Raw genomic sequence first — 24,471 nt, forward strand, 5'->3', positions numbered from 1 at the left:
CCGTGCGCCCCAAGGTCGAGTTCCCGAATGCTTGATATCGGCTGGAGCGAGTTGCTGCTGATCGGGGTGGTCGCGCTTGTCGTCATCGGCCCCGAGGACCTGCCCAAGCTGTTCCATACGCTTGGGCGGCTGACCTCGCGCGCCCGGTCGATGGCCCGCGAATTCACCAGCGCAATGGAGGATGCGGCCAAGGCCAGCGGCCTGGACGACGCGGCCAAGGGGATGAAGAACCTGTCCTCGATGACCTCGAAGAACAGTCGCGGCCTGGACGCGCTGGACCGCGCGGTCACCAAGTTCGAGAAGTGGGACCCCAAGACCAACATGGGCCAGCGCATCCAGCCAGACCCTGCGGCCCCGGTCGCGGACAAGGGCGCAGATGCGGCCATCCCCGCGGCGCCCGCCGTGCCGACGGTCCAGCCTGCGAACACGGCCACCCAGCCTGCCGCCGACGTGGCGCCCAATCCCGATTCGCGCCGCCGCATCTCCGGCGTGCGGCGGACGGACACGAAGGACCTGTAAGTGTCAGCGCATACCCCGATCGACGACGATCTCGACGGCAGCTCGGCCCCCCTGATCGAACATCTCAAGGAACTGCGCACGCGGATCATCTGGTCCGTGCTGGCCTTGGTCGTGGCGATGATCCTGGCCTATCTGGTCTGGAACCCGATCTACAACTTCCTGACCCGGCCCATCTGCGCCGCGCTGGAGGAGCGTGGCCAGGAATGCGGCCTGATCCTGCTGAAGCTGCAGGAGGGCTTCTCGGTCGCGATCCGCATCGCCTTCTTCGGCGGGTTCATCCTGTCGTTTCCGGTGATCGGGTACCAGCTGTGGCGCTTTGTTGCGCCGGGCCTGTACAAAAGTGAACGCCGCGCCTTTCTGCCCTTCCTTCTGGCATCGCCCATCATGTTCGTGCTGGGCGCCGCCTTCGCCTATTACATCATCCTGCCGATGGTCTTCGCGTTCTTCCTGGGCTTTCAGCAGGGTCCGCTGGCCCTGCCGGACGATCCGGCGGCCGTGGCGGGCGAGGGAAGCCGGCTGGCCGGCATCGTGTTCCAGGGTTCTGTCAGCGAGTATCTGACCCTGACCACGCGGTTCATCCTGGCCTTTGGCCTGTCGTTCCAGCTGCCCGTCGCCTTGGCGCTGCTGGGGCGGGCGGGGCTGGTGTCGTCGCAGTCGCTGGCCAACACGCGCCGCTATGCCGTGGTGATCATCCTGACGCTGGCCGCCTGCCTGACGCCGCCCGATGTCGGCAGCCAGCTGGTGCTGTTCTCGGTCGTCTATGGCCTTTACGAGATCTCGATCCAGATCGTCCGCCGCATCGAGGTGGTGCGCGAACGTGACCTGCGGGCCCAGGGCCTGTGGATCGAGGATGACGAATGACGGCTGCGCTGACGCGCATCGCCGATGCGCTTGAACGGCTGGCCCCGCCGGCCGTTCCGGTGCCCCGGTTCGACGAGGCCACGGCATTCGTGTGGCAGGCCGACCCCGACCGGCTGGTGCCCGTGGCGCATGTCGCCGGTGTGCCGCTAGACCAGCTGATCGGCATCGACCGGTCGCGGCGCACGCTTCTGGACAACACGCTGCAGTTCGCGCGCGGCCTTGGGGCGAACAATGCCCTGCTGTGGGGCGCGCGCGGCATGGGCAAGTCGTCGCTGGTCAAGGCGGTCCATGCCGAGGCCGTGGCCCAAGGCCTGCCGCTGGTCCTGGTCGAGATCGCCCGCGACGACCTGCATTCGGTCGGACGGCTGCTGGCGATCCTGGGCGCCGCACCCGAGCGGCGCTTCGTGCTGTTTGCGGACGATCTGTCCTTCAGCCACGACGACACCCAGTACAAGTCGCTAAAGGCGGTGCTGGATGGCGGGATCAGCGGGCGGCCCGCGAACGTGATCCTCTATGCGACCTCGAACCGCCGCCACCTGATGCCGCGCGAGATGATCGACAACGAACGCGCCAGTGCCATCCACCCCGGAGAGGCGGTCGAGGAAAAGGTGTCCCTGTCCGACCGCTTTGGCCTGTGGCTTGGCTTTCATCCCTGCGACCAGGACCAATTCCTGGCGATGATCGACGGCTATTGCGCGGCCTATGGGCTGTCGGTCGACCCCGGTGATCTGCGTGCGCAGGCGATCGAATGGCAGGCCACGCGGGGCGCCCGGTCGGGGCGCGTGGCGTGGCAGTTCTTCACCGATCTTGCCGGGCGCCACGGTCTGGCGGTCTAGGCCGTGCCCGCGCGCGCAGCCACCGTCCTGACGGGGACGCGGATCCGGGAACGCCGCCTGGCAATGGCCCGGCGCCAGGCCGACATCGCGCGCGCCGTGGGCATCTCGCCCGCCTATCTGAACCTGATCGAACACAACCGCCGCCCCGTCGGCGCCGACCTGATCGCCCGCTTGGCCGAGGTTCTGGAGGTTCCCCCCGATGAACTGGCCGAAGGCCGCGAGGAGGTCCGCATCGCGGCCCTGCGCGAGGCCGCGGCCCATCCCGTCGCCGTGGGCACCGTGCCGGAACTGGACCAGATCACCGAATTCCTGGCCCGCTTTCCGGGCTGGTCGGGCCTTTTGATCGCCCATGCGCGGCGGGGCGCCGGATTGGAACGGCAACTGGTCGACCTGTCCGACCGCATGACCCGCGATCCCTATCTGCTGACCACCCTGCACGAGGTGCTGTCGGCGGTGACCTCGGTCCGCTCCACCGCGGCGATCCTGGTCGAGGAGGGCGAGATTTCCGCCGAATGGCGCCAGCGGTTCCATGCGAACCTGCACCAGGACAGCCAGCGCCTGTCGCTGACCGCACAGGCCCTGGTCGCCTATCTGGACAGCTTCGAGGCCGAAGGTCAGGCCACCACCCCCCAGGAGGAGGTCGAGGCCTGGCTGGCCGAACCCGGCGACGCGGACCCCGATCCGGGCGATCTGACCTCGGATGCGGCGCGGGCGATGGCCGCGGATCTGTTGGCCGGGCTGCTGGACGACCGGGACGCGCTGTCGGACCGCGCGCTGACCGAGGCGATCCCCGCGGCGGGAACGCCGCCCGACCCTGTGCGGCTGGCCGCGCGGCTTGGCCAGCCCCTGGACCTGGTGATCCGGCGGCTGGCCGATCTGCGCCCCGAGGGGTTCCAGGGCGCGGGCCTGCTGGTCTGCGACGGATCGGGGGTGCTGACCCTGCGTCGCGCCGCGCAGGGTTTTGCGCTGCCACGGCCTGGGGACAGCTGTGCGCTGTGGCCGCTGTATCATGCCCTGGCGGTGCCGCAGTTGGCACTGGCACGGATCGTCGTCACGCCGGATGGGCGCGCGTTCCGCACCCTGTCCTTTGCGCAGCGCAGTCAGCCCCTGGGCCTGGATGGCCCGCTGCTGACCGAGGCGCTGATGCTGATCCTGCCGTTCGACGGACCACCCCCCGACGATGCACTGCCCATCGGGCCCGCCTGCCGGATCTGCCCGCGTGCCGACTGTCCGGCGCGCCGCGAACCCTCGATCCTGGTGCCGCAGGGCGGGCAGGCGCAAAGGTCCCTTTGACACGGGGCCGTGATCCGGCCCATGATCCGTCCCGGCCCGCCGGGCCGCACGCGGGGAGGGCGGATGCAGCCGGACATCCTGATGATCGAGGACGAGCCCAACATCGCCGAGGCGGTGCGCTTCATCCTGTCGCGCGAGGGGTGGTCGGTCGACCTGCATCCCGACGGCGCCGGCGGCATCGAGGCGATCCTGGCCGCACGCCCGCGCCTGGTGATCCTGGACCTGATGCTGCCCAACCGGTCGGGGACCGAGATCCTGCAGGATCTGCGCGCCGCCGATGACGCCGACTTGGCCGCGACGCCGGTGCTGATGCTGACTGCGCGGGGGCAGACCGGCGATGACGGCGCGCGCGCGGATGCGGTGCTGGCGAAGCCCTTCGACAACCAGGAACTGCGTGCGACGGTGCGCCGGATGCTGGCCTGATGCCCGACCGGCCGCTGTTTCTGGAACGCGCCTCGTTCCACCGCCGCCGCCTTGGCGATGCGGCGCGGGTGCTGCCGGTGGTGACGATGATGCTGCTGCTGGTGCCGGTCTGGTGGATGCCGGGCAGCCTGTCCTATGCCGGGGGCGCGGTCTGGCTGTTCGGCCTGTGGGCGGTGCTGATCGTGGTCATCCGCGCGCTGCACCGCGCCCTACTGCGGGCCGAGGCCGCGACCATGCGCGCCGAGGCACCGACGGGGGACCCCGATGCCCTTTGAGGCGCTGGTCGGCGCCTGCCTTGCCTATGTCGCGCTGATGTTCGGGGTCGCCTATGCCGCCGACCGGGCGGCGGCGCGCGGGCATGTGCGGTGGCTGGACCATCCGCTGGTCTATACGCTGTCGCTGTCGGTCTATTGTTCGGCATGGACGTTCTATGGCGCGGTGGGCTATGCGTCCCGGTCCGGGCTGGAGTTCGCGACGATCTATCTGGGACCGACGCTGGTCTTCACCGGGGCGTGGTGGGGGCTCAGGCGACTGGTGCGCGTGGCGCGGATGCATCACGTCACCTCGGTCGCGGACCTGATCTCGGCCCGGTTCGGAAAATCGAACCGGCTGGCGGCCATCGTGACGCTGATCGCGGTCATCGCATCGACACCCTATATCGCGCTGCAGCTGCAATCGGTGCGGCTGTCCTTCGACATCTTCGCCACCGACGTCCCCAACGGCGCCGATGCGGGCGCGATGGGGGGAACGGCCCTGTGGGTCGCGGCGGGGCTTGCGCTGTTCACCATCCTGTTCGGCACCCGCAACCTGGCGGCGGATGAACGCCACCACGGCGTCGTCACCGCGATCGCGCTGGAGGCGGTCGTGAAGCTGGCGGCCTTCGTGGCGCTTGGCCTGTTCGTGGTCTGGGGGCTGGCCGACGGGCCTGCGGACATGCTGGCGCGCATCGCCCGTGCCGCGGCCGATCCCGACGTGGCGCAGGGCTGGCTGCTCAAGCCCGACCGCTGGACCGCGCTGATCCTGGTGTCCGCCGCCGCCATCCTGACCCTGCCGCGCATGTTCCAGGTCATGGTGGTCGAAGCCGCGGACGAGGAGCGCCTGCATGTCGCGGGCTGGGCCTTTCCTGCCTATCTGTTCGTGATGTCGCTGTTCGTGCTGCCCATTGCGGTGATGGGGCGTGAACTGCTGCCCGCGGGGTCGGACCCGGACCTCTATGTGCTGACCCTGCCCGCGGCGGCGGGCCAGGACATGCTGGCGCTGCTGGTGTTCCTGGGCGGGTTTTCTGCGGCGACGTCGATGGTCGTCATGTGTGCGATCGCAGTCGCCACGATGGTGTCGAACCACTGGTTGGTCCCCGCCTGGCTGGCGCTGCGCCGCATCCCCGCCCCGGACGAGACCGACGATCTGCGCGGCTTCGTGCTGAACGCGCGGCGGGTCGCGATCCTGGCGGTGGTCGCAGCGGGCTGGGTCTATCACCAAGCGTCGGGGGGCACGGCGGCACTGGCCGCGATGGGGCTTGTGGCCTTCACCGGCATGGCGCAGGTGCTGCCCGCGATGCTGGGTGGGCTGTTGTGGCGCGGCGCGAACCGCAAGGGCGCCTATGCCGGCATCGGCACGGGGTCGGTCCTGTGGATGGCGCTGATCTTCCTGCCATCGGTGGGCGTGGGGGGCGATCTGCCGGTGCCGCCGGGGGTCGATCCCTGGACGGCCGCCGTGGCGCTGTCCCTGACGCTGAACACGCTGGCCTTCATCGGAGTGTCGATCTTCGGGTTCCCGGACCCGGTGGAACGCCTGCAGGGCCTGTCCTTCGTGTCCGCGGTCGAGCCGATCCGCCACAGCCGCATGCTGCGCGCCGACGACCGGGCCGAGCCGCTGTTGGCCATGGCGCGGCGGGKCTGGGGACCGGACGCCGCGCTGCGCTATTTCCAGGCCGAGGCGCGGGCGCAGGGCAAGACCGGCTATCTGCCCGACCTTCTGCAGGTCGCGGACGAGGCGCAGCGCGCCAAGGAGGAGACGCAGCGCCTTGAGGCCGCGCAGGCCGAACTGACCCGCACCGCCCGACAGCTGCGCGAGGCCAATGACAAGCTGACCGCCCTGTCGGTCCAGAAGGACGCCTTCCTGGGCCAGATCAGCCACGAACTGCGCACGCCCATGACCTCGGTCCGGGCGTTCTCGGAGATCCTCAAGGAGCCCGACCTGACCGCCGAGGAGCGCGGCAAGTTCGCAGGCATCATCCATGACGAGGCCGGCCGCCTGACGCGGCTCTTGGACGACCTTCTGGATCTGTCCGTGCTGGAAAGCGGGCGGGCGCAGCTGACGATTTCGGTCGCGAACCTGCACGACCTGATCACGCGCGCGCTGGCAGCGGCGTCGGCCACGCGGCCCGAACGCGGCTTTCTGATCGACCGCGACCTGCCATCGGAACATCTGGGCCTGATCACCGATGCGGACCGGCTGCTGCAGGTGCTGATCAACGTCATCAGCAATGCGCGCAAGTATTGCGATGCGGCGCATCCGGTGCTGATCATCCGCGTCCGTCATCCAGAAGGCGGCGGCGCGGTCATCGACATCGTCGACAACGGCAGCGGCATCGACAGCGGCCGCCAGACGCTGATCTTCGAGAAGTTCGCGCGTCTGAACGACCCCGCCCGCGCGGGTGGCGCAGGCCTGGGGTTGGCCATATGCCGCGAGATCATGCTGACCCTGGGCGGCGACATCAGCTATCTGCCGGGGCAGGGGGGTGCGGCGTTCCGCATCCAGCTGCCGGCTCGGCCGCCGGTGCCGTCCGGTTAACCCTTTCTCAATCCTGACGGTCCATTTTGAACAGGCAGCGACAGCCTGATTCGGACGTGACATGACCCATGCAGACCCCGCCACCCAAGCCCCTGGCGTCTTGCGCCGCATGCTGCAGGCGCGTGCGCAGGTCAGGCTGGGCCAAGGCGGGGCCCCGCAGCTGCCCGCATCTCCTGCGCCGACCCCGGCCCGCGCCGCCGCCACCGCAATCGGACGCGCCGCCGACCGGCTGTACCAGCTGCCCGTCCGGGCACTGTCCGTCCAGCCCGGCGCGCTGACGCTGGCAGAGCTGCCGGAGCTGCTGCCGGAACTGCCGCTGGTCGTCGTGCTGCAGGGGCCGGGCGATCTGCTGGGGGCGATCGCGCTATGCCCCCAGGCGGTGGCGGCGCTGGTCGAATGGCAGGCCCTTGGACGCGTGACGTCGCGCGGGCTGGAGCGGCGCCGACCCACCCGCAGCGATGCGCTGCTGTGTTCCGACTTCATCAACGCCCTGCTGACAGAGCTGACTGCCGAGATGGAGGGGGTCGAGGGGTTCGAGGCCGTCGGCGGCTATCAGTTCCTGACCCATCTGGACGATCCCCGGCCCCTGTCCCTGATGCTGGAGGATCGGCCGCTGCGCAGCCTGTCGTTCCACCTTGCGATGGGGGCGCCCGACATGCGCGAGGGACGCGTGCTGCTGGCCTTGCCCCAGCCCGCGAACCAGGCGCGTCCGCGCCCCGATGCCGCCCCTGTCGCGGCCCCGGCGCCGCCGGTCGCCGCCCCCGTTCGGGTCAGCCTGGCCGCGGCGATGCAGGACGCCCCCGTCTCGGTGACCGGCGTGCTGTGCCGCAAGCGCGTGTCGCTGGCCGAGCTGCGGGGTTTTCTGGACGGGCGGCTGCTGAGCCTGCCGCGCACCTGCCTGACACAGGCAACGCTGGAGACGCAGGACGGCCAGGTCCTGGCCACCGGAAAATTCGGCGAGGCCGAGGGATGCCACGCCATCCGTCTGCGCGACCCCGCGTTGGCCGCGACCGATGACGGCATGGTCCCGGTGATGGGCCAGGCAGCCGCGATGATGGCGGCGCATGCCCCCGGCGACCTGTCCCAGCCCGACCCGTTTCGCGCCCAGGGCCTGTCGATTGACGACCTGGGGCTTGCCACGGGCACCGACCTGACGGCGCTGCGCGGCTGACCGGGCGCTTTTTCCTTGAATTCCCCGCATTCTGGTCGCATGTAACGTCGGTCCCGAATCTGACGGGATGACAAGAACGGAGTGACCATGGCCAAGGAAGAAATGCTCGAATTCCCCGGCGTCGTGAAGGAACTCCTGCCCAATGCGACATTCCGGGTCGAGCTTGAAAACGGCCATGAGATCATCGCGCATATGGCAGGCAAGATGCGCAAGAACCGCATCCGTGTTCTGGCAGGCGACAAGGTTCAGGTGGAAATGAACACCTATGACCTGACCAAGGGGCGGATCAATTACCGCTTCAAGTAAGCCGTCCCCCGGGACGGCCGACACCACCGGAGGCCGCATGATGGCCGATACGCCCCCCAGGCTGATCCTGGGATCAGCCAGCCCGCGGCGGCTGGAACTGCTGGCCCAGATCGGGATCGTTCCCGACGCGCTGCGCCCCGCCGATATCGACGAGACCCCCCGCAAGGCCGAACCGCCCCGCGACTATGTCCGCCGCATGGCCGCCGAAAAGGCCGCCGCGCTGGATCTGGCCGAGGGCGAGGCGCTGCTGACCGCCGACACCACCGTGGCCGTGGGCCGCCGCATCTTGGGCAAGCCCGCCGATCGGGACGAGGCTGCGGCCTTCATGCGGCTGATGTCGGGGCGCCGCCACGTCGTGCTGACCGCCATCGCGCTGCGCCACGGATCCCGCACCGCCCTGCGCCTGGTCGAGACCAAGGTCCGCATGCGATCGATCGATCCGGTCGCGCTGGAGCGGTACTTGGATGCGGGCGACTGGCAGGGCAAGGCGGGCGGCTATGCCATCCAGGGGGCGGCGGCCGCCTTCATCCCGTGGCTGGAGGGGTCGTTCTCGGCCGTTGTCGGCCTGCCTCTGTCAGAAACCGCCGCCATGCTGGCCGCGATCGGCATCCATCCCAAGATCAAGGAAGACGCCCGATGAAGGGTCGCCAAGTCGTTCTGGGGCATCTGTTCGGCCTCGAAGCCGCAGCCCTGATGCAGGACGGTCACCTGATCGACCTGCTGGTTGCCAGCGATCCGTTGACCGCGCTGGCGCCGGGCGCGATCTGTCGTGCCTCGACCGACCGCTTCATGAAGGGGCAGGGCGGCGTGTTCCTGCGCCTGCCGGATGGCCAGACGGGCTATCTGCGCGATCGCAAGGGCATGTCAGAGGGCAAGCCGCTGCTGGTACAGGTCGCGGGCGTGGCCGAGGACGGCAAGGCCGTGCCCCTGTCCACGCGCCTGCTATTTCGTGGCCGTCACGCGCTGGTCACGCCGGGCGCGCCGGGGGTCAACGTGTCGCGCAGCATCCGCGCCGAGGATCGCCGGGATGAGCTGGAGGCGATCGGCCGGGCGTCCCTGGGCGATCGCGATCATGGCCTGATCCTCCGCAGCGTCTGCCTGGATGCAGAGGACGACGACATCCGCGCCGAGTTGGACGATCTGATCGAATTGGCGGATCGCGTCTGCGCCGAAACCGCGGGCGCGCCGGAACTGCTGCTGGACGCGCCCACGCCGTGGGAGCAGGCATGGATGGACTGGGCCGAACCCGCCCCCGACGCCGTCGAGGAAGGCGAAGACAGCTTTGATCGCTGCGGCGTGCTGGACGCCGTCGATGCGCTGTTGTCTTCCCGCGTGCCCCTGCCGGGCGGCGGCGATGCGCATGTCGAGGCGACCCGTGCGCTGGTCGCGGTCGACGTGAACACCGGCAACGACACGTCGCTGGCCGCGGGACTGAAGGCGAACATCGCGCTGGCCCGCGAACTGCCCCGGCAGCTTGCGCTGCGCGGTCTGGGCGGACAGATCGTGGTCGATTTTGCGCCTATGCCAAAGCGAGACCGCGCGACGCTGGATCAGGTCCTGCAGGGGGCGTTTCGGGGGGCTGGGTCGGAAACGACCTTGGTCGGCTGGACCGCCATGGGTCTCTACGAATTGACGCGCAAGCGTGACCGCGTGCCGCTGGCACGGCTGGCCTCCGCAAGCGGGGATGCGTGATGGCCTGCCCGATCTGCAAGAAGGACAGCCAGCCGCAGTATCGTCCCTTCTGTTCCAAGCGGTGTGCGGATGTCGACTTGGCCAAGTGGCTGCGGGGAGCCTATGTCATCCCCGGCCCGCCGCTGGAGGACCTGCCGCACGATGATGCCGGTGACGACTAAGCAGCGCGCCGAAAAGCGCCGCAGGTCGTCGAAAAACCGCAGATTCGGTCTGGACAGTTCTGCCGTCGCTTCGTAAACACCGCCTACCCAAGACCCGCCAGGGTCCACCGGGGCCCGGATAGCTCAGTTGGTAGAGCAGCGGATTGAAAATCCGCGTGTCGGCGGTTCAAATCCGTCTCCGGGCACCATTAATCAGCAACTTACTCGATGGCAGAAAGAGCGTTGTGCTATTTCTTAACATTGTTCTTGGCATTCTTATTCTGTGCATGTGGCGTTCCACGCAGGATTTGCGCCACTTTGGCGCGTGATTTTTTACGGCTTGGTCCTGCGTATCTGGCTATCATGGCAGTGGTCTGGTGGCCCGTGATCGCAGCAATCACATCGTCGCTGCACGCTACCGCCGCAAGCTCTGCGGTCGTGGCATAGCGCAGTCCGTGGATGTCGTGATCCAGTGCACCGATCCCCTATCGGACCTCCCGCACAGCCTTCGCCGCCAGGAAACACGTCAGTGCCTTGCTCTGTGGGCCAACCAAGTGACTTGCCAGTAGGGTGAGACGCTGGAGCTTGCGGATTAGCTGTGCCTGACGCCAACCAAAGCGTTGATTTCCGGAATGCTCTATCGCAGCATAGGGCAGACAGTGTGCCCATCTTGCCTCGTTGCATTCCTGGGCTTCTCACAGACGCGGAACGAGGATCGCAACACTCTGGCTGTTGTAAGGGCATGTATCCCTAAGGTGCGTAGAAAACTGGAAGGAACGTCCTCAATTATCTCGAGGCACGGGTACGGCTACATGATAGTACGGGAATGATTAGCTCATCATGCTGCCCCCGATACGAGGAACAAGGGGCTCGCCTTCTGGCGAGACGCTGCTTGGCTATCCTGGCACTAGTTACGAATATTTCTGCACGACTTACGACATTGCAAAACCGTTCCGTACATTTTGCTCAAATGTCTGGTCGGTCAGGCAGCCACCCCTTTTAGAACCACTGCCCGACCGAAGGCCAATGTAGCGCCATTTTCGGGTCCGCGCGCCTGTCGAAATTGGCATATGTTATCGGCGGAAAAACTGCCCCCTAAAGGGGTTGCCGGGGGGCCTCCGCAAGGCGCCGATACACCCGCCTAACTTAGGCTGAGTGAGGGATAACCCCGGCTATCGGACATACCTGGCGTTAGAATTTGCACATCGCACCGTCATGACGCTAGCACGATTTACCCGGCTGTCGGCGCTGATTTGTTTATAATTCCTAACCCGCCGAGCCAGGGCTTTTTACGTCCGGCATTCGGGCCTTCTCTAATCCGGCTTAGCCGATACTAAAAGGATGGCAAATGGCGAGGATTGAAGGTGGCATCACCTGGGAGAACGTCTGGTCGATTGGCGTGACGCTTATCGCCATGGCCGTCTCTTATGCGACCCTGCAGGCGGGGCTGCGGGAGGGTCAGCGCCAGCTGAAGCGCATTGAGCTGCAGGGTGACCAAGGCACACAGGAACTGCGGCTGCAACACGAAGAGCAGCTGACCGACATCCGGGCCGACCTAGTCACGCATCGTCGATCGATTCAGCAGCTGGAGATCTCGGACGTCCGTAAAAGCGAGCGTCAAGAGCCCCTGGCGCGGTCGATGGATGAGTTAAAGGCCGCGCAGCGCGAGACGAATGATCTACTGCGACAGATCACCAGTCAGCGTGAGGATCGCGAAAGCTGAACAGGTCGTCAGAAAAAAGCGGCCGCAACTTTGGTAAATAGGTGCGGCAGCACGAAAAAGCCTAATACAACCGGCGCCGCCTAGCCGCTCTGGAACGACAAAATCCAAAGCGGATGAGGCGACCTTAGTCCGCTGCTGCGCGAATTCAACCCTGCCCCGCCACCGTGCGGGGCTTTTTCATGGCTGGAACCTGCAATGACAGTCTTGCACTCCAGCCTCACTTCTCTTCGCGTGAGATGGCGTCGAAGCGTGAAAGCGAGCTGCTGATCGATCCTTTGTCGATGGATATGCTGCAAACTCTCAGGAATGACCTGGCCCGGCCGATGGTCATTACCAGCGCCTACAGATCGCACGCGCATAACCACGCGGTGGGCGGCGCCACGGGCAGCCTTTACTTGCAAGGCAAGGCCTTCGACGTGGTTCTTGGCAATCACGATCGTCACGCCTTCATCGCGACTGCGCGCAAGGCAGGCTTCACCGGCATAGAGACCTATCCAGAGCAGGGCATTATTCACATCGACACGGGACGCAGATGTGGGGCAATCCCTTCCCAAAGACTGAATCAGGCCCTGCGTCCGAACCGGTAAAGGCCCGCTCGTCGTGAATAGCGTTCCGGTTAAGTCTGTGCCGTCTCCATTGTCCCCCGCCACCTCCGGCGCTGCCAAGGGCGCGCTCTACATCCTGGCTGCATTGGCTACTGCTGCGCTGGCATATTTTGGACTGAAATGACTATGAACCTGCTGATACTCTTCAGGACCCTCCGCGACCTGTCAGCGCTGATCGAGCAGGCGAACCACATGGCCGGTCCGTGCAAGCGCTGGTCGCTAGCTTTCACCAACCGCTTCTTTATCGTCTCATGTGTGTATGCTTCGTTGCGGCTGCGGCGCTGGTGTTCGGACTGCCGTTCCCTGTGCCGATCGATGTCACGGCAGAGGCGGTCTTTGCGGCCATTACCGTGGCAGGTCTGCTGTGAGCTATCATCGAGCGCATGCTCGGAAACACCAGAGCGGTCTAGAACAAGAAGCAGGCCGTCGAGGCAGTTGTAGAGGCCTATGCCCTAACCAATGCGTTGAACAAGGTGCCGGGGGTATCTGCACGGTCGTCGCGCTGAACCAGAAAGTCTTGCACTGAGTTCTTCTTTCGTTCCAATCGACCGAAAGGAGTCAGCCATGTCCCGCCACCGTATCCACGAGCCAATATTCCCGGAGAACCGGGCCCTCTACATCATCTGGTGCGAGGAGTGGAAGGGCGACCGGTACTCTCTAGCTGCCGGGCACCTAAGCGCCATGCTCGCGGCGTGGGACGCAATGGCCGATTACTCGCCGCGCGACACACTTCATAGGCAGCCCTTGCATTAACGAGCAGGTGGATCCTCGTCATGAAGCCACCGCGCGAATGGCCAAAACCCTGTCGTTAAGTCCCCCTCTGGCGCCCGCTGCCTGATGATGGGCGCGAACAGCAGTGCTGTCGATCATGAGCAGGGCGTGTGGGACTGCGCCGCTTTCGTTCAGGACGTTCATAATCTACTCCCCGAGACCCACCAGAATGTAACGCCTGAACTGAGGGTAGCCACTGGACCACTTGGCGAACTCGTCCGGCAGATCGCGCCAGGGAGAGCCTGTGCGAGCGATCTAGAAAACCCATCAAGCACAAGGCGCTGGTTGTAGGTTTGCGTCCGTTTGGCGCAAGCTGTTTGCATAAAACGCTCAAAAAATGCCCATTCCCCGTCTGACATGAGGTCTCGTGCCAAGCAGGTCACCATCGAAGATATCAGCTTAAATTGCATCCATTTTTTGCCGTTAATCCCCTTTGTCGACACGACCTGAATATCATTAAATATATATTTATTTTAAATAATAAACTATTAAAATAAATATTAATTATACTGATAATTGATAGAATAAAAACATGCTTGTACTGATGGAAAGATCTTCGTCGGTTTTTAAGGAATTTTTGTTATCAGATAGCCATTAATCGGTTTCACATCTAAAAAACACTTGAACTCCCTGACAGGGTCAGCCTCGACCCACTTTAGTATGCATCCCAAGCGAAGAAAATGGATTTTTCTATTTATAATTATACTCTTTAAAATTTCTTTTTAAATACAAACATGATTACTTATAGTAGATTAAATTTAATGACTTCACTTCTATGTTTAAAAACTGCCTCATCAGTAAATGGCTTGCCATCTAATGCGGCTGCTATAAACAGGTTAGATAATTTCTCTCGGTTATCATTTAGTTTCTTTATCGCCTTTGCGAGGCCGGCGGTATCTCCACGACATACAAGAATTCCGCCGGAATTTTTTGATATAAGATCACGCGGATAGGCGCTATCATATCCAACTATTGGACAGCCCGAAGCTAACGCCTCAATGAGACACCTCGGAGATTCAGGGGACAAATGACAAAACATAAAAATGTGGGCAGCGCGCATCTCTTCCAATATTAACTGGCGATCATTAATAAACCCTGGCACCTCGACGCAAGACTGCAAACCAGCTTGTGTGATTCGAACTAACATTTCATCTCGTTCAGATCCATCACCGAGCCATCGAGCGTGAAATCTTATACCTTGTTTGGAAAGGCTTTGAAGAACGTCGATCCAGTCAAATGGCCCCTTCATGGGATCGGCTCTGCCTACATATAGCAGACGCAACTGGCCATCCGCTACTTGCTTTGCTTTATTTATTAAACTCGTCATGTCAATATGATCGGTAGCCGCCAGATGTATATCATGAACTACTTCTTTTGGTCCGCGCATATATGGAGCATAAGTCTCGTAAGTTTCACGTCCATGGAATAGGCCTAATGAAGAACGCCGGATGACTAGGCGTTCCAATAGGGCCATTGGCTTATACGTTAAACGTGCTTTCAAACGTTTTTTGAAAGGCCCGACGGTGGCAGCTTGGCGTGTAACCTCAGACTCTACCCGGTCTGTCCATACTGCATAAGGTCGCTTCATACGATGCGCCACATGACATGCGACTGCGCCCCAGTCACCAAATAGGCCTCCAATAGCAAAGCTGAGGAATTGTGCTTCTATAATGAGTTCTGCAATACGGCGTTTAGTACTAGAAAATGTTTTGATGAACTGATCAGGTCTGTAGGACATTGGAAGTGGCTCAATGCGAACTCGGTCTAGCTCGCCTTCTACAGCTGACATTTGGATCCAGCCTTTCGGGGGGGGATCGCAACTTAATGGCATCATGACGATTACACTGGTAAAGTTCTTAGCCCATAGGCGGAGACCGTTTACTGCTTGCTGCTCGATCAAAAGCTCGCCGTTGTTATCACGATAAAGTGGAACCGGGGCATATATTAAAAGCGTATCGTTTTTCTTCATCATTTAAGATCCCTCCAGTACTTACCCGAATACATGCGGAAACCTTTCACGCTAGGGCATTAAGGTTCAGAAGCTATTAAATATGGGCTTGCATCGTCATTCAACCTTTGCAGTCAGACTGACTGATGAGCAACCTTTTTTAGATGACATACCTTGATATTTTGTGGCTGTGGTGCTTCTTGCTACAAAGTCCTGTGGGGTTTTGATCCCACGGTTTGTTGGTGCGATCCTTTCTCAGGAGTGGAAGGAGGAATTATGGGTCAGGTGCGCCATGGAGGCGCCACGGTCACGCACGCCGTGAGAACTGCCATACAACGATCGCAAGCGTCGCTCTTAGGGCTAAGCCGAAAACTCGGCTTCAATCCGAAGACAGTGGCGAAGTAGCGCAAGCGCCAGGCTGTCGAGGATCTCAAGACTAGGCCAAAAAAGCCGCAAACCATGGTTCTGTCCGAGGCATACATGTAGTTATAAATTTCCCACTGCCGGATAGGATCGAAGTGCCTGACCGAACGGGTCGCTGCCGCACGGCGCCTCACAGATGGATGCTATTGCTGCACGGTACAGCGAGTGGCGACGGGTTCATTTCCATTTAACCGTCGCCATCCCTTCTCATTCCACGGTCACGCCTTCTTCGAAGCGGTCCCAGTCTTTAATGACAAGCGCTGCGAACGCGTTTCCGACCCGAAACGCGTTCTCGGTAGCGGGTCCGAAGCCCCCTGAGGTTGCCGACAACGATGCGGCAGTGTCCTGCCCGTCATACGCGCGGTCAAAGTTCGAGGCTGTCCGCAGGATCGCCACGCGGTCCATGTCCAGCCGGCCCGCTTCAGCTGCACGCTTGAGTGCGGTCAGAGTGGCGTTGTCCTCCATCTGGCTCATGCAGTAATCGGCAGCCCCGTCTGTCAGCAGGGCGGTGTGGTCGGCGACCTCTTGCGCAATGGTATCGCCATGCCAGTAGGTGTCGGCCGAGACAGAGGCGCAAACCATCACCTGCGGCGCCCCCTTTGCGGCATTCTGAGTGTAATTCGCCCGATAGGCCGCCGCATCGTCACTGTCTGCCAGTTCGACGTCGCGCGTTGCATCCATTGCAGCAGAAACCAGAGCCGGATTCAGCGTGAAAACCTCGCTCCCCGCTGTCCAGCCCGGCTTGTCGCCAGGCACCTTGGCGCCCAACTCGACGATCTGGCTGGTCCAGTCGGAAGGTGCATCGCGGCTGTCGATGCGATGGACCAACCCCGCATCCACAACGTGATCCGCCCACGCCGCTGAGCCAAGCGTGCCGTTCTCCGGGTCCACGCCGGCAATGCCCGCGATCAACACATAGGTCTGCGACAAATCGAGCAGATCCGAGAACCCGACCGCCATGGCTGAGCTGGCTGCGTTGGCATAGCCCATCGTTGTGGTCATGACGCACAGATCCGCGTTGCAGGACAGCGCGTCATGATCCTTGGGCAGGCCGGGAACGGTGATCGTGTTGGGTAGGTCCAGGTTCTTCAACCACGGGGCTGCTTCCGCCTCGAACATGGCCATGACCAGGACTTTCGGGGCGAATGTCTCTGCAGCGGCAAGTGTGGGGACAGCAGACAGCGCCGCCACGATAGCAGCGCTGCAGGTGAGGGTGGTCGGCGTCATGGCGCATCTCCTGGTCCAGATATCTCGATGGGCCTAGCCCTGTCCGGTCGGACAAGCCAGAACCAGCGCATCCCTCAACCCGTCGACGTCACACCGATGGCCATTTTCTTTGCAGTTTGTGCAAATCTCGGGCGGCTTTGACGGCTACAAAACCTAACCCCCCGAAACATCGTCACTCGTCCCTCACCAATTAAGTGTCGACAGAGCTAGTTCTTCGCGTTTGGGCAAATATGGTTCGCTCAGTGATAAGTCGTTCAAGCCGAATGCGCTACTGTCTCACGATAGCCAACAGGCACTTCTCACGAAGTCAGCCACCACAGGAGGAACCACATCATGAAAAACACGGTCATTCTTGCAACGCTCGTCTCGGTCGCGACGCTGTCGACGGCCCATGCGGCCGAGCCTGAAGCATGCTTGGCACCCAGCTTTTCCGATGTCGGCTGGACGGACATCACTGCGACGACCAGCGCTGCAGCAATCGTCCTGGAAGCGTTGGGATACACACCGGAAATTCAGATCCTGTCGGTCGCGGTGACGTTTGAATCGCTGAAACAGGGCGACACGGATATCTTCCTGGGGAACTGGATGCCTTTGCAGGAGCCGCAACAAAAACCCTTGGTCGATGCCGGCGACATCGAGGTGATCCGACCCAATCTTGAAGGCGCTCTGATCGGGTTTGCCGTTCCCAAGGCCACCTATGATGCGGGGCTGAAGACTTATGCCGACATCGCGGCGTTCCAGGACCAGCTTGGCGGTCAGATCTATGGCATCGAGGCGGGCAGCAGCGCCAATACCACGATCCTGAAGATGATCGAGGATGACAGCTTTGGCCTGGGCGAATTCGAGCTTGTCGAATCCAGCGAGCAGGGCATGTTGGCGCAGGTGCAGCGCGCCATCGGATCCGAGGATGCGATCCTGTTCTTTGGCTGGCGGCCCCACCCGATGAACGTACGTTATGACCTGGAATACCTGACCAACGGCGACGACATGTTCGGACCCAACGATGGCGAGGCGACGGTGTCGACCAACACTCGAAAGGGTCTGTCTGCCGAATGTCCCAACCTGGGCGCGCTGTTGGCCAACCTGGCCTTCACTGTCGAGGCCGAGGATATCATGATGTCCTATATCCTCGACGAGGGACTGGAGCCGCGCGACGCGGCCACGCGCTGGCTGACGGAAAACGGCGCGGTGCTGGATGGCTGGCTGGAAGGTGTCACGACCGTCGACGGTCAGCCTTGACTAGCCGCCGTGACGACTGCTCTGGATCTTTGATCCGCGCCGGGCAGCCGTCGGCGGCTGCCCGAACCGCCGTCTGAAGGCACGTGACAGCGATGCAATAGACGAAAACCCCGTACGCACGGCGATGTCGGCCATGGGCAGGTCGGTGTCCGCGACCAGCCTGCGCGCCGATTGCAGGCGCAGCGCCAGATAATAGGCGGCAGGCGAGGTCTGAACGAGATTGCGGAACAGCCCTTCCAGCGTGCGGGTCGAACATCGAGTGCGGCCGGCGATCTCACGGATCGACAGCGGGTTGTCCAGATGCTGTTCCATGATGGCGACGACGCGGGCCAGCCGCCGGTCAAGGTGGCTGTTGCGGCCAAGCGAGACAAGCGGCTGGGCGTCGGTCGGCAGGTGCACCTCGTCATAGACATAGACGCTGGCCACGTTCAGCGCCGAACTGGTCCCTTGCCGCGCCCGGATCAGGGCCAGCATGAAATCCAGCGCCGGGGCGGCGCCTCCTGTGGTAAAGACCGGCCCGTCCACCACCCATCGGTCCGGGATCACCCGGATCTGCGGAAATCGGGCAGCGAAATCCTCCAGATCCTCCCAATGCGTCGTGGCATTGCGCTGATCCAGCAGTCCGGCCATTGCTAGGACCCAGCTGCCGGCCTCTATGCCGCCGACCATTCGGGCGCGCCGCGCGGCCTGACGCAGGGTCGCCAACAGGGCGGGCGTCGCGTGATGTGCCACGTTGAAGGCGGCGACCACGATCATCAGGTCGCAATCGCCCTGCGTGGCTAGAGGACCATCGACCTGCAGGGTCAGCCCACAGCTTGTGCGGACGGGTGCGCCGTCGACTGACACGATCCGCCAGCGATAGGGCTGCTGCCCCGAGACGCGGTTGGCCGCGCGCATCGGGTCAAGCGTCGCCGCCAGGCTCATCAGCGAGGCGTCTGGCAGGATCAGGATCATCGCCGTCAAGGGATGGTCGCTTCGCTGGAACACCATCCAAGGCCTACTTCCGGACCATCCTGTCCTGTGTCGGTATCAAGGCCGCTGACCGACGTACCTGCCTGCTCCTCTGGGGGCAGGCATCGCGGCATGGCGGGAGACCCAGTCCGACAGGCGTGCCGTCACCGCCGAATCCGGGTCCGAGGTGCGCCGCGTGGACAGATCGGTGTGCAGCAGCATCGTCTCAACCGTGGCGGCCAGGACGTCGTCACGCCAAATCCGGTTGAACAGGTGCAACCGCTTGCCAGCGCCCGCCAAAACCTGCGTGGTGACCGTCAGGCGATCGCCCGCGTGCACCTCGTTCAGGTGGCAGACATGGCTTTCGACCGTGAAATAGCTGCGGCCGGACGCGATGTAATCCGCATCGGCCCCGATCATCTGCATGAAGCGGTCGGTCGCCAGAGATGACGTCTCCAGGTAATGGGTCTCGTTCATGTGGCCGTTGTAATCGGTCCAGCTGGAGGGAACCTGCCGCGTGACGGTGACGGGCAGGCCGTCCCGCTCCCCTGCATCGGGCAAGGCGGCTTCGTGCGCCGTGACGACGCCCCCCGCGCCGCTGCCGGTGCGGCGCAGGGCGCGGATCATGGAGACTACGTTGTCGTCGCGCAGGCGTTCCAGTTCACGGATCGACAGGTGGCCCGATTGCGCGTCGGACTGCGTGGCGATCAGATCGACCAGATCATCGTTGAATTCCGGCACGTCCATCAGCTTGGTCCAGGGCCAGGACAGGGCAGGGCCGAACTGGGCCATGAAATGCGCCATCCCTGCCTCCCCACCCGCAATGCGATAAGTCTCGAACAGGCCCATCTGCGCCCAGCGGATGCCAAAGCCCATACGGATCGCCTCGTCGATCTCAGCGGTGGTGGCGATGCCGTCCTTGACCAGCCACAGTGCCTCGCGCCAGACGGCCTCCAGCAGGCGGTCGGCGATATGGGCGTCGATCTCTTGGCGGACGGTCAGGGGATACATGCCGATACCGCGCAGGATGTCCGCTGCCCGAGCGCAGGTGTCTGCATCACCGACCAATTCGACCAGCGGCAGCAAATAGACCGGGTTGAACGGATGGGCGACGATGGCCCCGGTGCCCACCGCGTTCAGTTCGGACGGCTTGAAGCCCGAGGTGGAGGACCCGATGATCGCATTCGGGCCAGCCGCCTCCGCGATCATCGGCAGGATGCGGTGCTTGACCTCCAAGACCTCGGGAACGCTTTCCTGCACCCAGTCCGCGCCGGCGACCGCCGTAACCAGATCGGCATGGAATGTCAGACGTCCTTCGGGGGGCAAGGCGCGGTCATAAAGCGCGGGAAGCGCCCGCCGGGCGTTGTCCAGCACCGCGGTGATCTTGCGTTCCGCCTGCGGGTCGGGGTCCGCTACTGCGACGTCCCAGCCGTTCAGCAGAAACCGCGCAGCCCACCCACCACCGATGACGCCACCGCCGACAATCGCGGCCTTCATGCCGCCACCCCGGCAGGCGCGCGCTTGACCAGCCCCAGTCTTTCCCGCACAGCCTGCGGGCCGATGATCCGGGCGCCCATGCTTTCAGTGATCGTGACCGCGCGCTCAACCAGTTGGGCGTTCGTGGCAAGTTGTCCCTTGCCAAGCCACAGGTTGTCCTCCAGCCCCACGCGGATGTTGCCGCCCGCCAGCACAGCGGCTGCGACATATGGCATTTGGTCGCGCCCGAGGCTGAACGCCGACCAGCACCAGTCCGACGGCACCGCGTTTATCATCGCCAGAAAGGTGTTCAGGTCATTGGGCGCGCCCCACGGCACGCCCATGCACAGCTGCACCAGCGCCGGGCCGGTCAGCGTGCCTTCCGCGACCAGCTGCTTGGCGAACCACAGGTGACCTGTATCAAACGCTTCGATCTCGGGCTTGACGCCCAGGGCGGTCATCATCGCCCCCATCGCCCGCAGCATGCCGGGCGTGTTCGTCATGACGTAATCGGCCTCGGCAAAGTTCATCGTGCCGCAATCGAGGGTGCAGATCTCGGGCAGGCATTCGGCGATATGGGCCATCCGCTCGGTCGCGCCGATCATGTCGGTGGCCTGCGCGTTGACGGGAAACGGGGCCTCAGTCGGGCCGAAGACGATATCCCCGCCCATGCCCGCCGTCAGGTTCAGGACAACATCAACGTCCGCGTCGCGGATGCGGTCGGTGACTTCGCGGTAGAGATCCAGACGACGCGAGGGTGCGCCGGTGTCCGGGTCGCGCACGTGACAATGGACGATCGCCGCACCCGCTCTGGCCGCAGCGATGGCGCTGTCCGCGATCTGGCGTGGGCTGCGTGGCACATGGGGCGAGCGATCCTGGGTCGCTCCCGATCCGGTCACCGCGCAGGTGATGAAAACGTCCTTGGTCATGGCAAGCGGCATTGCAGGCTCCTGTTCCGTCGACGCCAAGGCTATGGCTTTCACAGGCACGCGGCATGTCCTATTCTGTCACTGTATTGTCCGGAAACGTCATCATTTGCCATGCGTGTCAGCTTTCTTCTGTTTGACGGTTTTTCCAACATGGTGCTTTCGTGCTTGCTGGAACCTCTGCGCGCTGTCCGCGATCGGGGACAGGCGGATCTCGGCTGGCAGATCCAGACAGCAGGCGACACGCCAGTGCGATCCTCCAGCGGGTTGCTGGTCACGCCTGACCCGCCGTGTTCGGGTACCATTGACGTGCTGATCGTAGTGGCCGGCTATGGCCACCGCGCCCACGCCGAAGGTTCAACGCGACGACAGATTAGCGATCTGACACGCCGCAGCCTGCAGATCATCGGTGCGGATACCGGGCCCTGGATCTTGGCGTCGGCAGGGCTGCTCGACGGTCAGGCGGCGACCCTTCACTGGTCTTTACTTCCCGAGTTTGCCGAGGCATTTCCCCAAGTTCAGGTCATGCCCATGGGCCACGTAACAACCGGGCGGGTATGGACCTGCGGTGGTGCTTCCGATGCCTTCGCATTGATGCTGGCGTTGATCACACAGCGGTTCGGTAAGGCCGAGGCGTTCGTCGCATCGTCGATGTTCATGCACGACCATCAGTCCCCGCGCGCCGATGTGCCCGACGACTTGTTGCGTGTGGCGCGCGCCGGATCAATGCGCCTGCGCAAGGTCATCGACCTTATGGTCGAAACGGTGGACAACCCGCCCTCTTTGTCCTCTTTGGCAAGGAAGGGGGGAATGTCGGTAAGCAAGCTGGACCGTCTGTTTCGTGTCGATACAGGCATGTCTCCGGGCGCATTTTTCAGGATGCTCAGGCTCGCTCGGGCCCAGGATCTGGTAAGTGGTACGACGCTTAGTCTGAACGACATTGCGCTACGTTGCGGATATTGCGACGCTGCGGCGTTAAGCAAGTCTTTCCGCGGGGTCTACGGCCATCCGATCGGCCGGGCTCGTTACAGCTGCACCGGCAATTCCAGTTGTGACTTAAAATAGTACCGTCAGATACGGACTAGCCTGAGTTATGGTTAGGAACCCCCAGGTTGGAAGAACAACCCGGCTTGTATCACAGCGCCAAGTAATCTAATACCTTTCCTTCAAAGTGGTCTCTGCACGTTCCGCACGAGGCGCAGTGACGACCGCCAAGGGAGTAGTGTGTCCCCGCCGGGGTGACTAAGTAGCTATCAGATAATCACCCGATCAACTTTGCAACCAAAAAGAGTTTGATATCAGGGCCAATCCCTCCGTCATGTTCAGATGCCGAATCCAATCATTAGTCCCCGTCAGGGTTTTTTTAAAGTATTTATTATGGAGAATCTGAAAGTGAGCTTTGGTACAATTGATGTTATGTCAGTTCCATCTATGTTCGGTTTGCTCGGAAAGGTGTGCGTGAAGTAGGGAGCAAAAGGTAGCCCCAATAAAAATAGGTTGGTTAAATATTTTTGGCTAATATTATTTACATTGACAAATGTAAATTTTTTCGCATTTTTATACATTTTATCAATAAAATAAGCACTGGATTAAATTGAAAAATTTCACAATAAACTATTATAAATATGATTTCATACGTTTACCGGGAAATTTTTGTTAAAAAACGCGTCGGTTTTATAGAAAATTAGATATTAAATTGTAAAATACAAGAAGTATTTTAGTTTATTTTTATAATAATGTAACGATGGGTGAGGTTAAACCAATTATGCAAGAATTCAGTTGTGCTACAACCACTCATAATAGCCGCGTCGTGCTAGTTACTGGTGCTGGACTAGGCCTTGGACGTGCTTTGTCAGTAGAGCTATCACAAAGGGGCTTACTTATTGCAGGTGTAGGACGCAATGTAGCTGATCTAGAACAAACGAAAAAATTGTGCGTTCCGGGGCGCTTCACAGCCTATTGTAGCGATGTAAGTCAACCTGCAGCGATGCGTGAACTAGCTGCGCAGACGTTTGCCGAGCTTGGGCCTGTTTCAATAATTATAAATAATGCTGCAATATATTGCCGCCGGGATTTCCTTAGAGCCAAGTCTGAAGATATCATTGACCATGTTATGATTAATTGTTGTGGGCCGATAAATGTAACTGCGGCCTTTCTGCCTGGAATGGTTGAGTGCGGGAGAGGCCGAATTATCAATGTATCTAGCTTTGCAGGGGATAGTCCTTTACCTGGCAGCATGGGTTACACAGTTTCAAAAGCTGGGATGCGAGTCTTTTCTAATGCATTAGCAATCGAATTGCGTATACGTATGCCGAGCATAATTGTCACTGAATGGATACCGGGAATTATGGCGACGCGCTCGGGATGTCCAACGGGACTTCGCCCGGAAATAGTTGCAGGATGGGGTGCAGCGCTAGCCCTTGATGAAAGTGTCGATTTACACGGCGCTACATTTTTGCACAATGTGGAAGTGCTTCAATCCCGATCGTTGCGTCGCCGGATACTAGATGCTCTGTTGCTAAAGGCCGCGCGTCGTCCTCGCATCTTAGACGCGAAATTGGCGCACACGCATAGTTATGCCACTGAAAACATTAGTGGCGGGTAAATTATGAACTTGCAATGGTTTCTCTGCTTCATTTCAGCCTACATGCAATGCGAACATTGCGTAGACGAAAAATTTACGGTTAGGGGCGACGGATTTTATCACGGTTTCGCTTACGTAAGTGGAGAATGTGAAAATCGGGCATAAGACGTTTATTAAATTTTATTTAAGAATAAATGGAGGAAACGGCGACGATGGCCTTATAGTTTCTTGTCATAGAAGGCCAATTAAATTAAGAATTTTTTTAAACTCTTGGGCGACAAGATGCATTACGGTTCGTGAGACATGAAAAATAACCTAGGCTCCAGTCTCGTTAATTTTCAAAGCCAGGAGATGACAGTTGCGGCGAGAGCGATGGCGGACAGAAAGCCCTTCGGGCACCTGTCGTAGCGGGTCGCGACGCGGCGCCCGTCCTTGAGCCTGCCGGACATGATCTCGATACGATTGCGCCGCTGGTAGCGGCGTTTATCGTATGTGACGGGCTTGCCTCGGGATTTCCGGCCAGGAATGCATGGCGTGATGCCCTTGTCCTGCAATGCTTCACGA

Annotated in this window: 23 protein-coding genes, 1 tRNA gene and 1 pseudogene; 18 read left to right on the forward strand and 7 right to left on the reverse strand. The window is 61.8% G+C overall.

The window, feature by feature from the left end:
* The first annotated feature begins 27 nt into the window (after positions 1 to 27).
* The 15 genes from tatB (at position 28) to GBO37_RS09055 (ending at position 12,344) form a co-directional block, all read left to right on the forward strand.
* Positions 28 to 519, forward strand: a complete 492-nt coding sequence (gene tatB / locus GBO37_RS08985; RefSeq protein WP_252928508.1) for a Sec-independent protein translocase protein TatB — start codon at positions 28 to 30, stop codon at positions 517 to 519.
* The gene (gene tatC / locus GBO37_RS08990) at positions 520 to 1,380 is read left to right on the forward strand and encodes a twin-arginine translocase subunit TatC (protein ID WP_045998902.1); all 861 of its coding nucleotides are present in this window, start codon (positions 520 to 522) and stop codon (positions 1,378 to 1,380) included.
* Positions 1,377 to 2,216: an ATP-binding protein gene (locus GBO37_RS08995; RefSeq protein WP_045998903.1), complete on the forward strand. Its 840-nt coding sequence runs from the start codon at positions 1,377 to 1,379 to the stop codon at positions 2,214 to 2,216. Before tatC ends, GBO37_RS08995 begins: the two co-directional genes overlap by 4 nt.
* A gap of 3 nt (positions 2,217 to 2,219) precedes the next feature.
* Positions 2,220 to 3,509, forward strand: a complete 1,290-nt coding sequence (locus GBO37_RS09000) for a short-chain fatty acyl-CoA regulator family protein (RefSeq protein WP_371927530.1) — start codon at positions 2,220 to 2,222, stop codon at positions 3,507 to 3,509.
* 63 nt (positions 3,510 to 3,572) lie between these two features.
* Positions 3,573 to 3,932 (forward strand): response regulator transcription factor, encoded by a 360-nt coding sequence (locus GBO37_RS09005; protein ID WP_045998904.1) that lies wholly within the window; start codon positions 3,573 to 3,575, stop codon positions 3,930 to 3,932.
* Positions 3,932 to 4,207, forward strand: coding sequence for a hypothetical protein (locus GBO37_RS09010; protein WP_148912148.1), 276 nt, complete (start codon positions 3,932 to 3,934; stop codon positions 4,205 to 4,207). Before GBO37_RS09005 ends, GBO37_RS09010 begins: the two co-directional genes overlap by 1 nt.
* The gene (locus GBO37_RS09015) at positions 4,197 to 6,725 is read left to right on the forward strand and encodes a sensor histidine kinase (protein ID WP_252928509.1); all 2,529 of its coding nucleotides are present in this window, start codon (positions 4,197 to 4,199) and stop codon (positions 6,723 to 6,725) included. Before GBO37_RS09010 ends, GBO37_RS09015 begins: the two co-directional genes overlap by 11 nt.
* A gap of 61 nt (positions 6,726 to 6,786) precedes the next feature.
* The gene (locus tag GBO37_RS09020) at positions 6,787 to 7,896 is read left to right on the forward strand and encodes a FliM/FliN family flagellar motor switch protein (protein WP_252928510.1); all 1,110 of its coding nucleotides are present in this window, start codon (positions 6,787 to 6,789) and stop codon (positions 7,894 to 7,896) included.
* Between the two features lie 87 nt (positions 7,897 to 7,983).
* Positions 7,984 to 8,202, forward strand: a complete 219-nt coding sequence (gene infA, locus GBO37_RS09025) for a translation initiation factor IF-1 (protein ID WP_010397442.1) — start codon at positions 7,984 to 7,986, stop codon at positions 8,200 to 8,202.
* A 37-nt stretch (positions 8,203 to 8,239) separates the two neighbouring features.
* The gene (locus GBO37_RS09030) at positions 8,240 to 8,842 is read left to right on the forward strand and encodes a nucleoside triphosphate pyrophosphatase (RefSeq protein ID WP_371927531.1); all 603 of its coding nucleotides are present in this window, start codon (positions 8,240 to 8,242) and stop codon (positions 8,840 to 8,842) included.
* Positions 8,839 to 9,894: a ribonuclease E/G gene (locus tag GBO37_RS09035; RefSeq protein ID WP_252928512.1), complete on the forward strand. Its 1,056-nt coding sequence runs from the start codon at positions 8,839 to 8,841 to the stop codon at positions 9,892 to 9,894. Before GBO37_RS09030 ends, GBO37_RS09035 begins: the two co-directional genes overlap by 4 nt.
* Positions 9,894 to 10,055 (forward strand): DNA gyrase inhibitor YacG, encoded by a 162-nt coding sequence (locus GBO37_RS09040; RefSeq protein WP_045998908.1) that lies wholly within the window; start codon positions 9,894 to 9,896, stop codon positions 10,053 to 10,055. The genes GBO37_RS09035 and GBO37_RS09040 overlap by 1 nt, the downstream gene beginning before the upstream one ends.
* 112 nt (positions 10,056 to 10,167) lie before the next feature.
* Positions 10,168 to 10,243: transfer RNA gene (locus tag GBO37_RS09045), tRNA-Phe, on the forward strand.
* Between the two features lie 1,139 nt (positions 10,244 to 11,382).
* Complete coding sequence (locus tag GBO37_RS09050) at positions 11,383 to 11,757, forward strand: hypothetical protein (protein WP_252928514.1); 375 nt, start codon at positions 11,383 to 11,385, stop codon at positions 11,755 to 11,757.
* Between the two features lie 179 nt (positions 11,758 to 11,936).
* Positions 11,937 to 12,344, forward strand: coding sequence for a D-Ala-D-Ala carboxypeptidase family metallohydrolase (locus GBO37_RS09055; protein WP_252928516.1), 408 nt, complete (start codon positions 11,937 to 11,939; stop codon positions 12,342 to 12,344).
* Positions 12,345 to 13,091: 747 nt separating this feature from the next.
* Here GBO37_RS09055 and GBO37_RS09060 read toward each other — a convergent pair.
* From GBO37_RS09060 to GBO37_RS09070, 3 genes and pseudogenes are all read right to left on the reverse strand, one after another.
* Positions 13,092 to 13,519 (reverse strand): annotated as a pseudogene (locus GBO37_RS09060) (transposase); the annotation flags it as partial.
* A 356-nt stretch (positions 13,520 to 13,875) separates the two neighbouring features.
* Positions 13,876 to 15,105 (reverse strand): glycosyltransferase, encoded by a 1,230-nt coding sequence (locus tag GBO37_RS09065; protein ID WP_252928517.1) that lies wholly within the window; start codon positions 15,103 to 15,105, stop codon positions 13,876 to 13,878.
* 606 nt (positions 15,106 to 15,711) lie between these two features.
* A complete protein-coding gene (locus GBO37_RS09070) occupies positions 15,712 to 16,731 on the reverse strand; it encodes a purine nucleoside permease (RefSeq protein WP_252928519.1) in 1,020 nt (339 codons plus the stop codon).
* Positions 16,732 to 17,064: 333 nt separating this feature from the next.
* Between GBO37_RS09070 and choX the strand changes: the two genes are divergently transcribed.
* Positions 17,065 to 17,970 (forward strand): choline ABC transporter substrate-binding protein, encoded by a 906-nt coding sequence (choX, locus tag GBO37_RS09075; protein ID WP_252928520.1) that lies wholly within the window; start codon positions 17,065 to 17,067, stop codon positions 17,968 to 17,970.
* On the opposite strand, the gene GBO37_RS09080 is transcribed toward choX, so the two are convergent.
* From GBO37_RS09080 to GBO37_RS09090, 3 genes are all read right to left on the reverse strand, one after another.
* On the reverse strand, positions 17,971 to 18,924 hold the full coding sequence (locus GBO37_RS09080) for a GlxA family transcriptional regulator (RefSeq protein WP_252928532.1): 954 nt from the start codon (positions 18,922 to 18,924) through the stop codon (positions 17,971 to 17,973).
* 75 nt (positions 18,925 to 18,999) lie between these two features.
* Entirely contained in the window at positions 19,000 to 20,418 is a 1,419-nt protein-coding gene (locus GBO37_RS09085; protein WP_252928521.1) for a carnitine 3-dehydrogenase, read from the reverse strand.
* A complete protein-coding gene (locus GBO37_RS09090) occupies positions 20,415 to 21,338 on the reverse strand; it encodes a 3-keto-5-aminohexanoate cleavage protein (protein ID WP_252928522.1) in 924 nt (307 codons plus the stop codon). Before GBO37_RS09090 ends, GBO37_RS09085 begins: the two co-directional genes overlap by 4 nt.
* A 99-nt stretch (positions 21,339 to 21,437) precedes the next feature.
* Between GBO37_RS09090 and GBO37_RS09095 the strand changes: the two genes are divergently transcribed.
* Both GBO37_RS09095 and GBO37_RS09100 read left to right on the forward strand, forming a co-directional pair.
* Positions 21,438 to 22,388: a GlxA family transcriptional regulator gene (locus GBO37_RS09095; protein ID WP_252928523.1), complete on the forward strand. Its 951-nt coding sequence runs from the start codon at positions 21,438 to 21,440 to the stop codon at positions 22,386 to 22,388.
* A 679-nt stretch (positions 22,389 to 23,067) separates the two neighbouring features.
* Complete coding sequence (locus GBO37_RS09100) at positions 23,068 to 23,928, forward strand: SDR family oxidoreductase (protein WP_252928524.1); 861 nt, start codon at positions 23,068 to 23,070, stop codon at positions 23,926 to 23,928.
* A gap of 317 nt (positions 23,929 to 24,245) precedes the next feature.
* Here GBO37_RS09100 and GBO37_RS09105 read toward each other — a convergent pair.
* The coding region (locus GBO37_RS09105; RefSeq protein WP_252926829.1) for a transposase at positions 24,246 to 24,471 on the reverse strand (226 nt) is incomplete at its 5' end.

Source organism: Paracoccus sp. 08 (assembly GCF_024105395.1).
Taxonomy (GTDB): Bacteria; Pseudomonadota; Alphaproteobacteria; order Rhodobacterales; family Rhodobacteraceae; genus Paracoccus; species Paracoccus marcusii.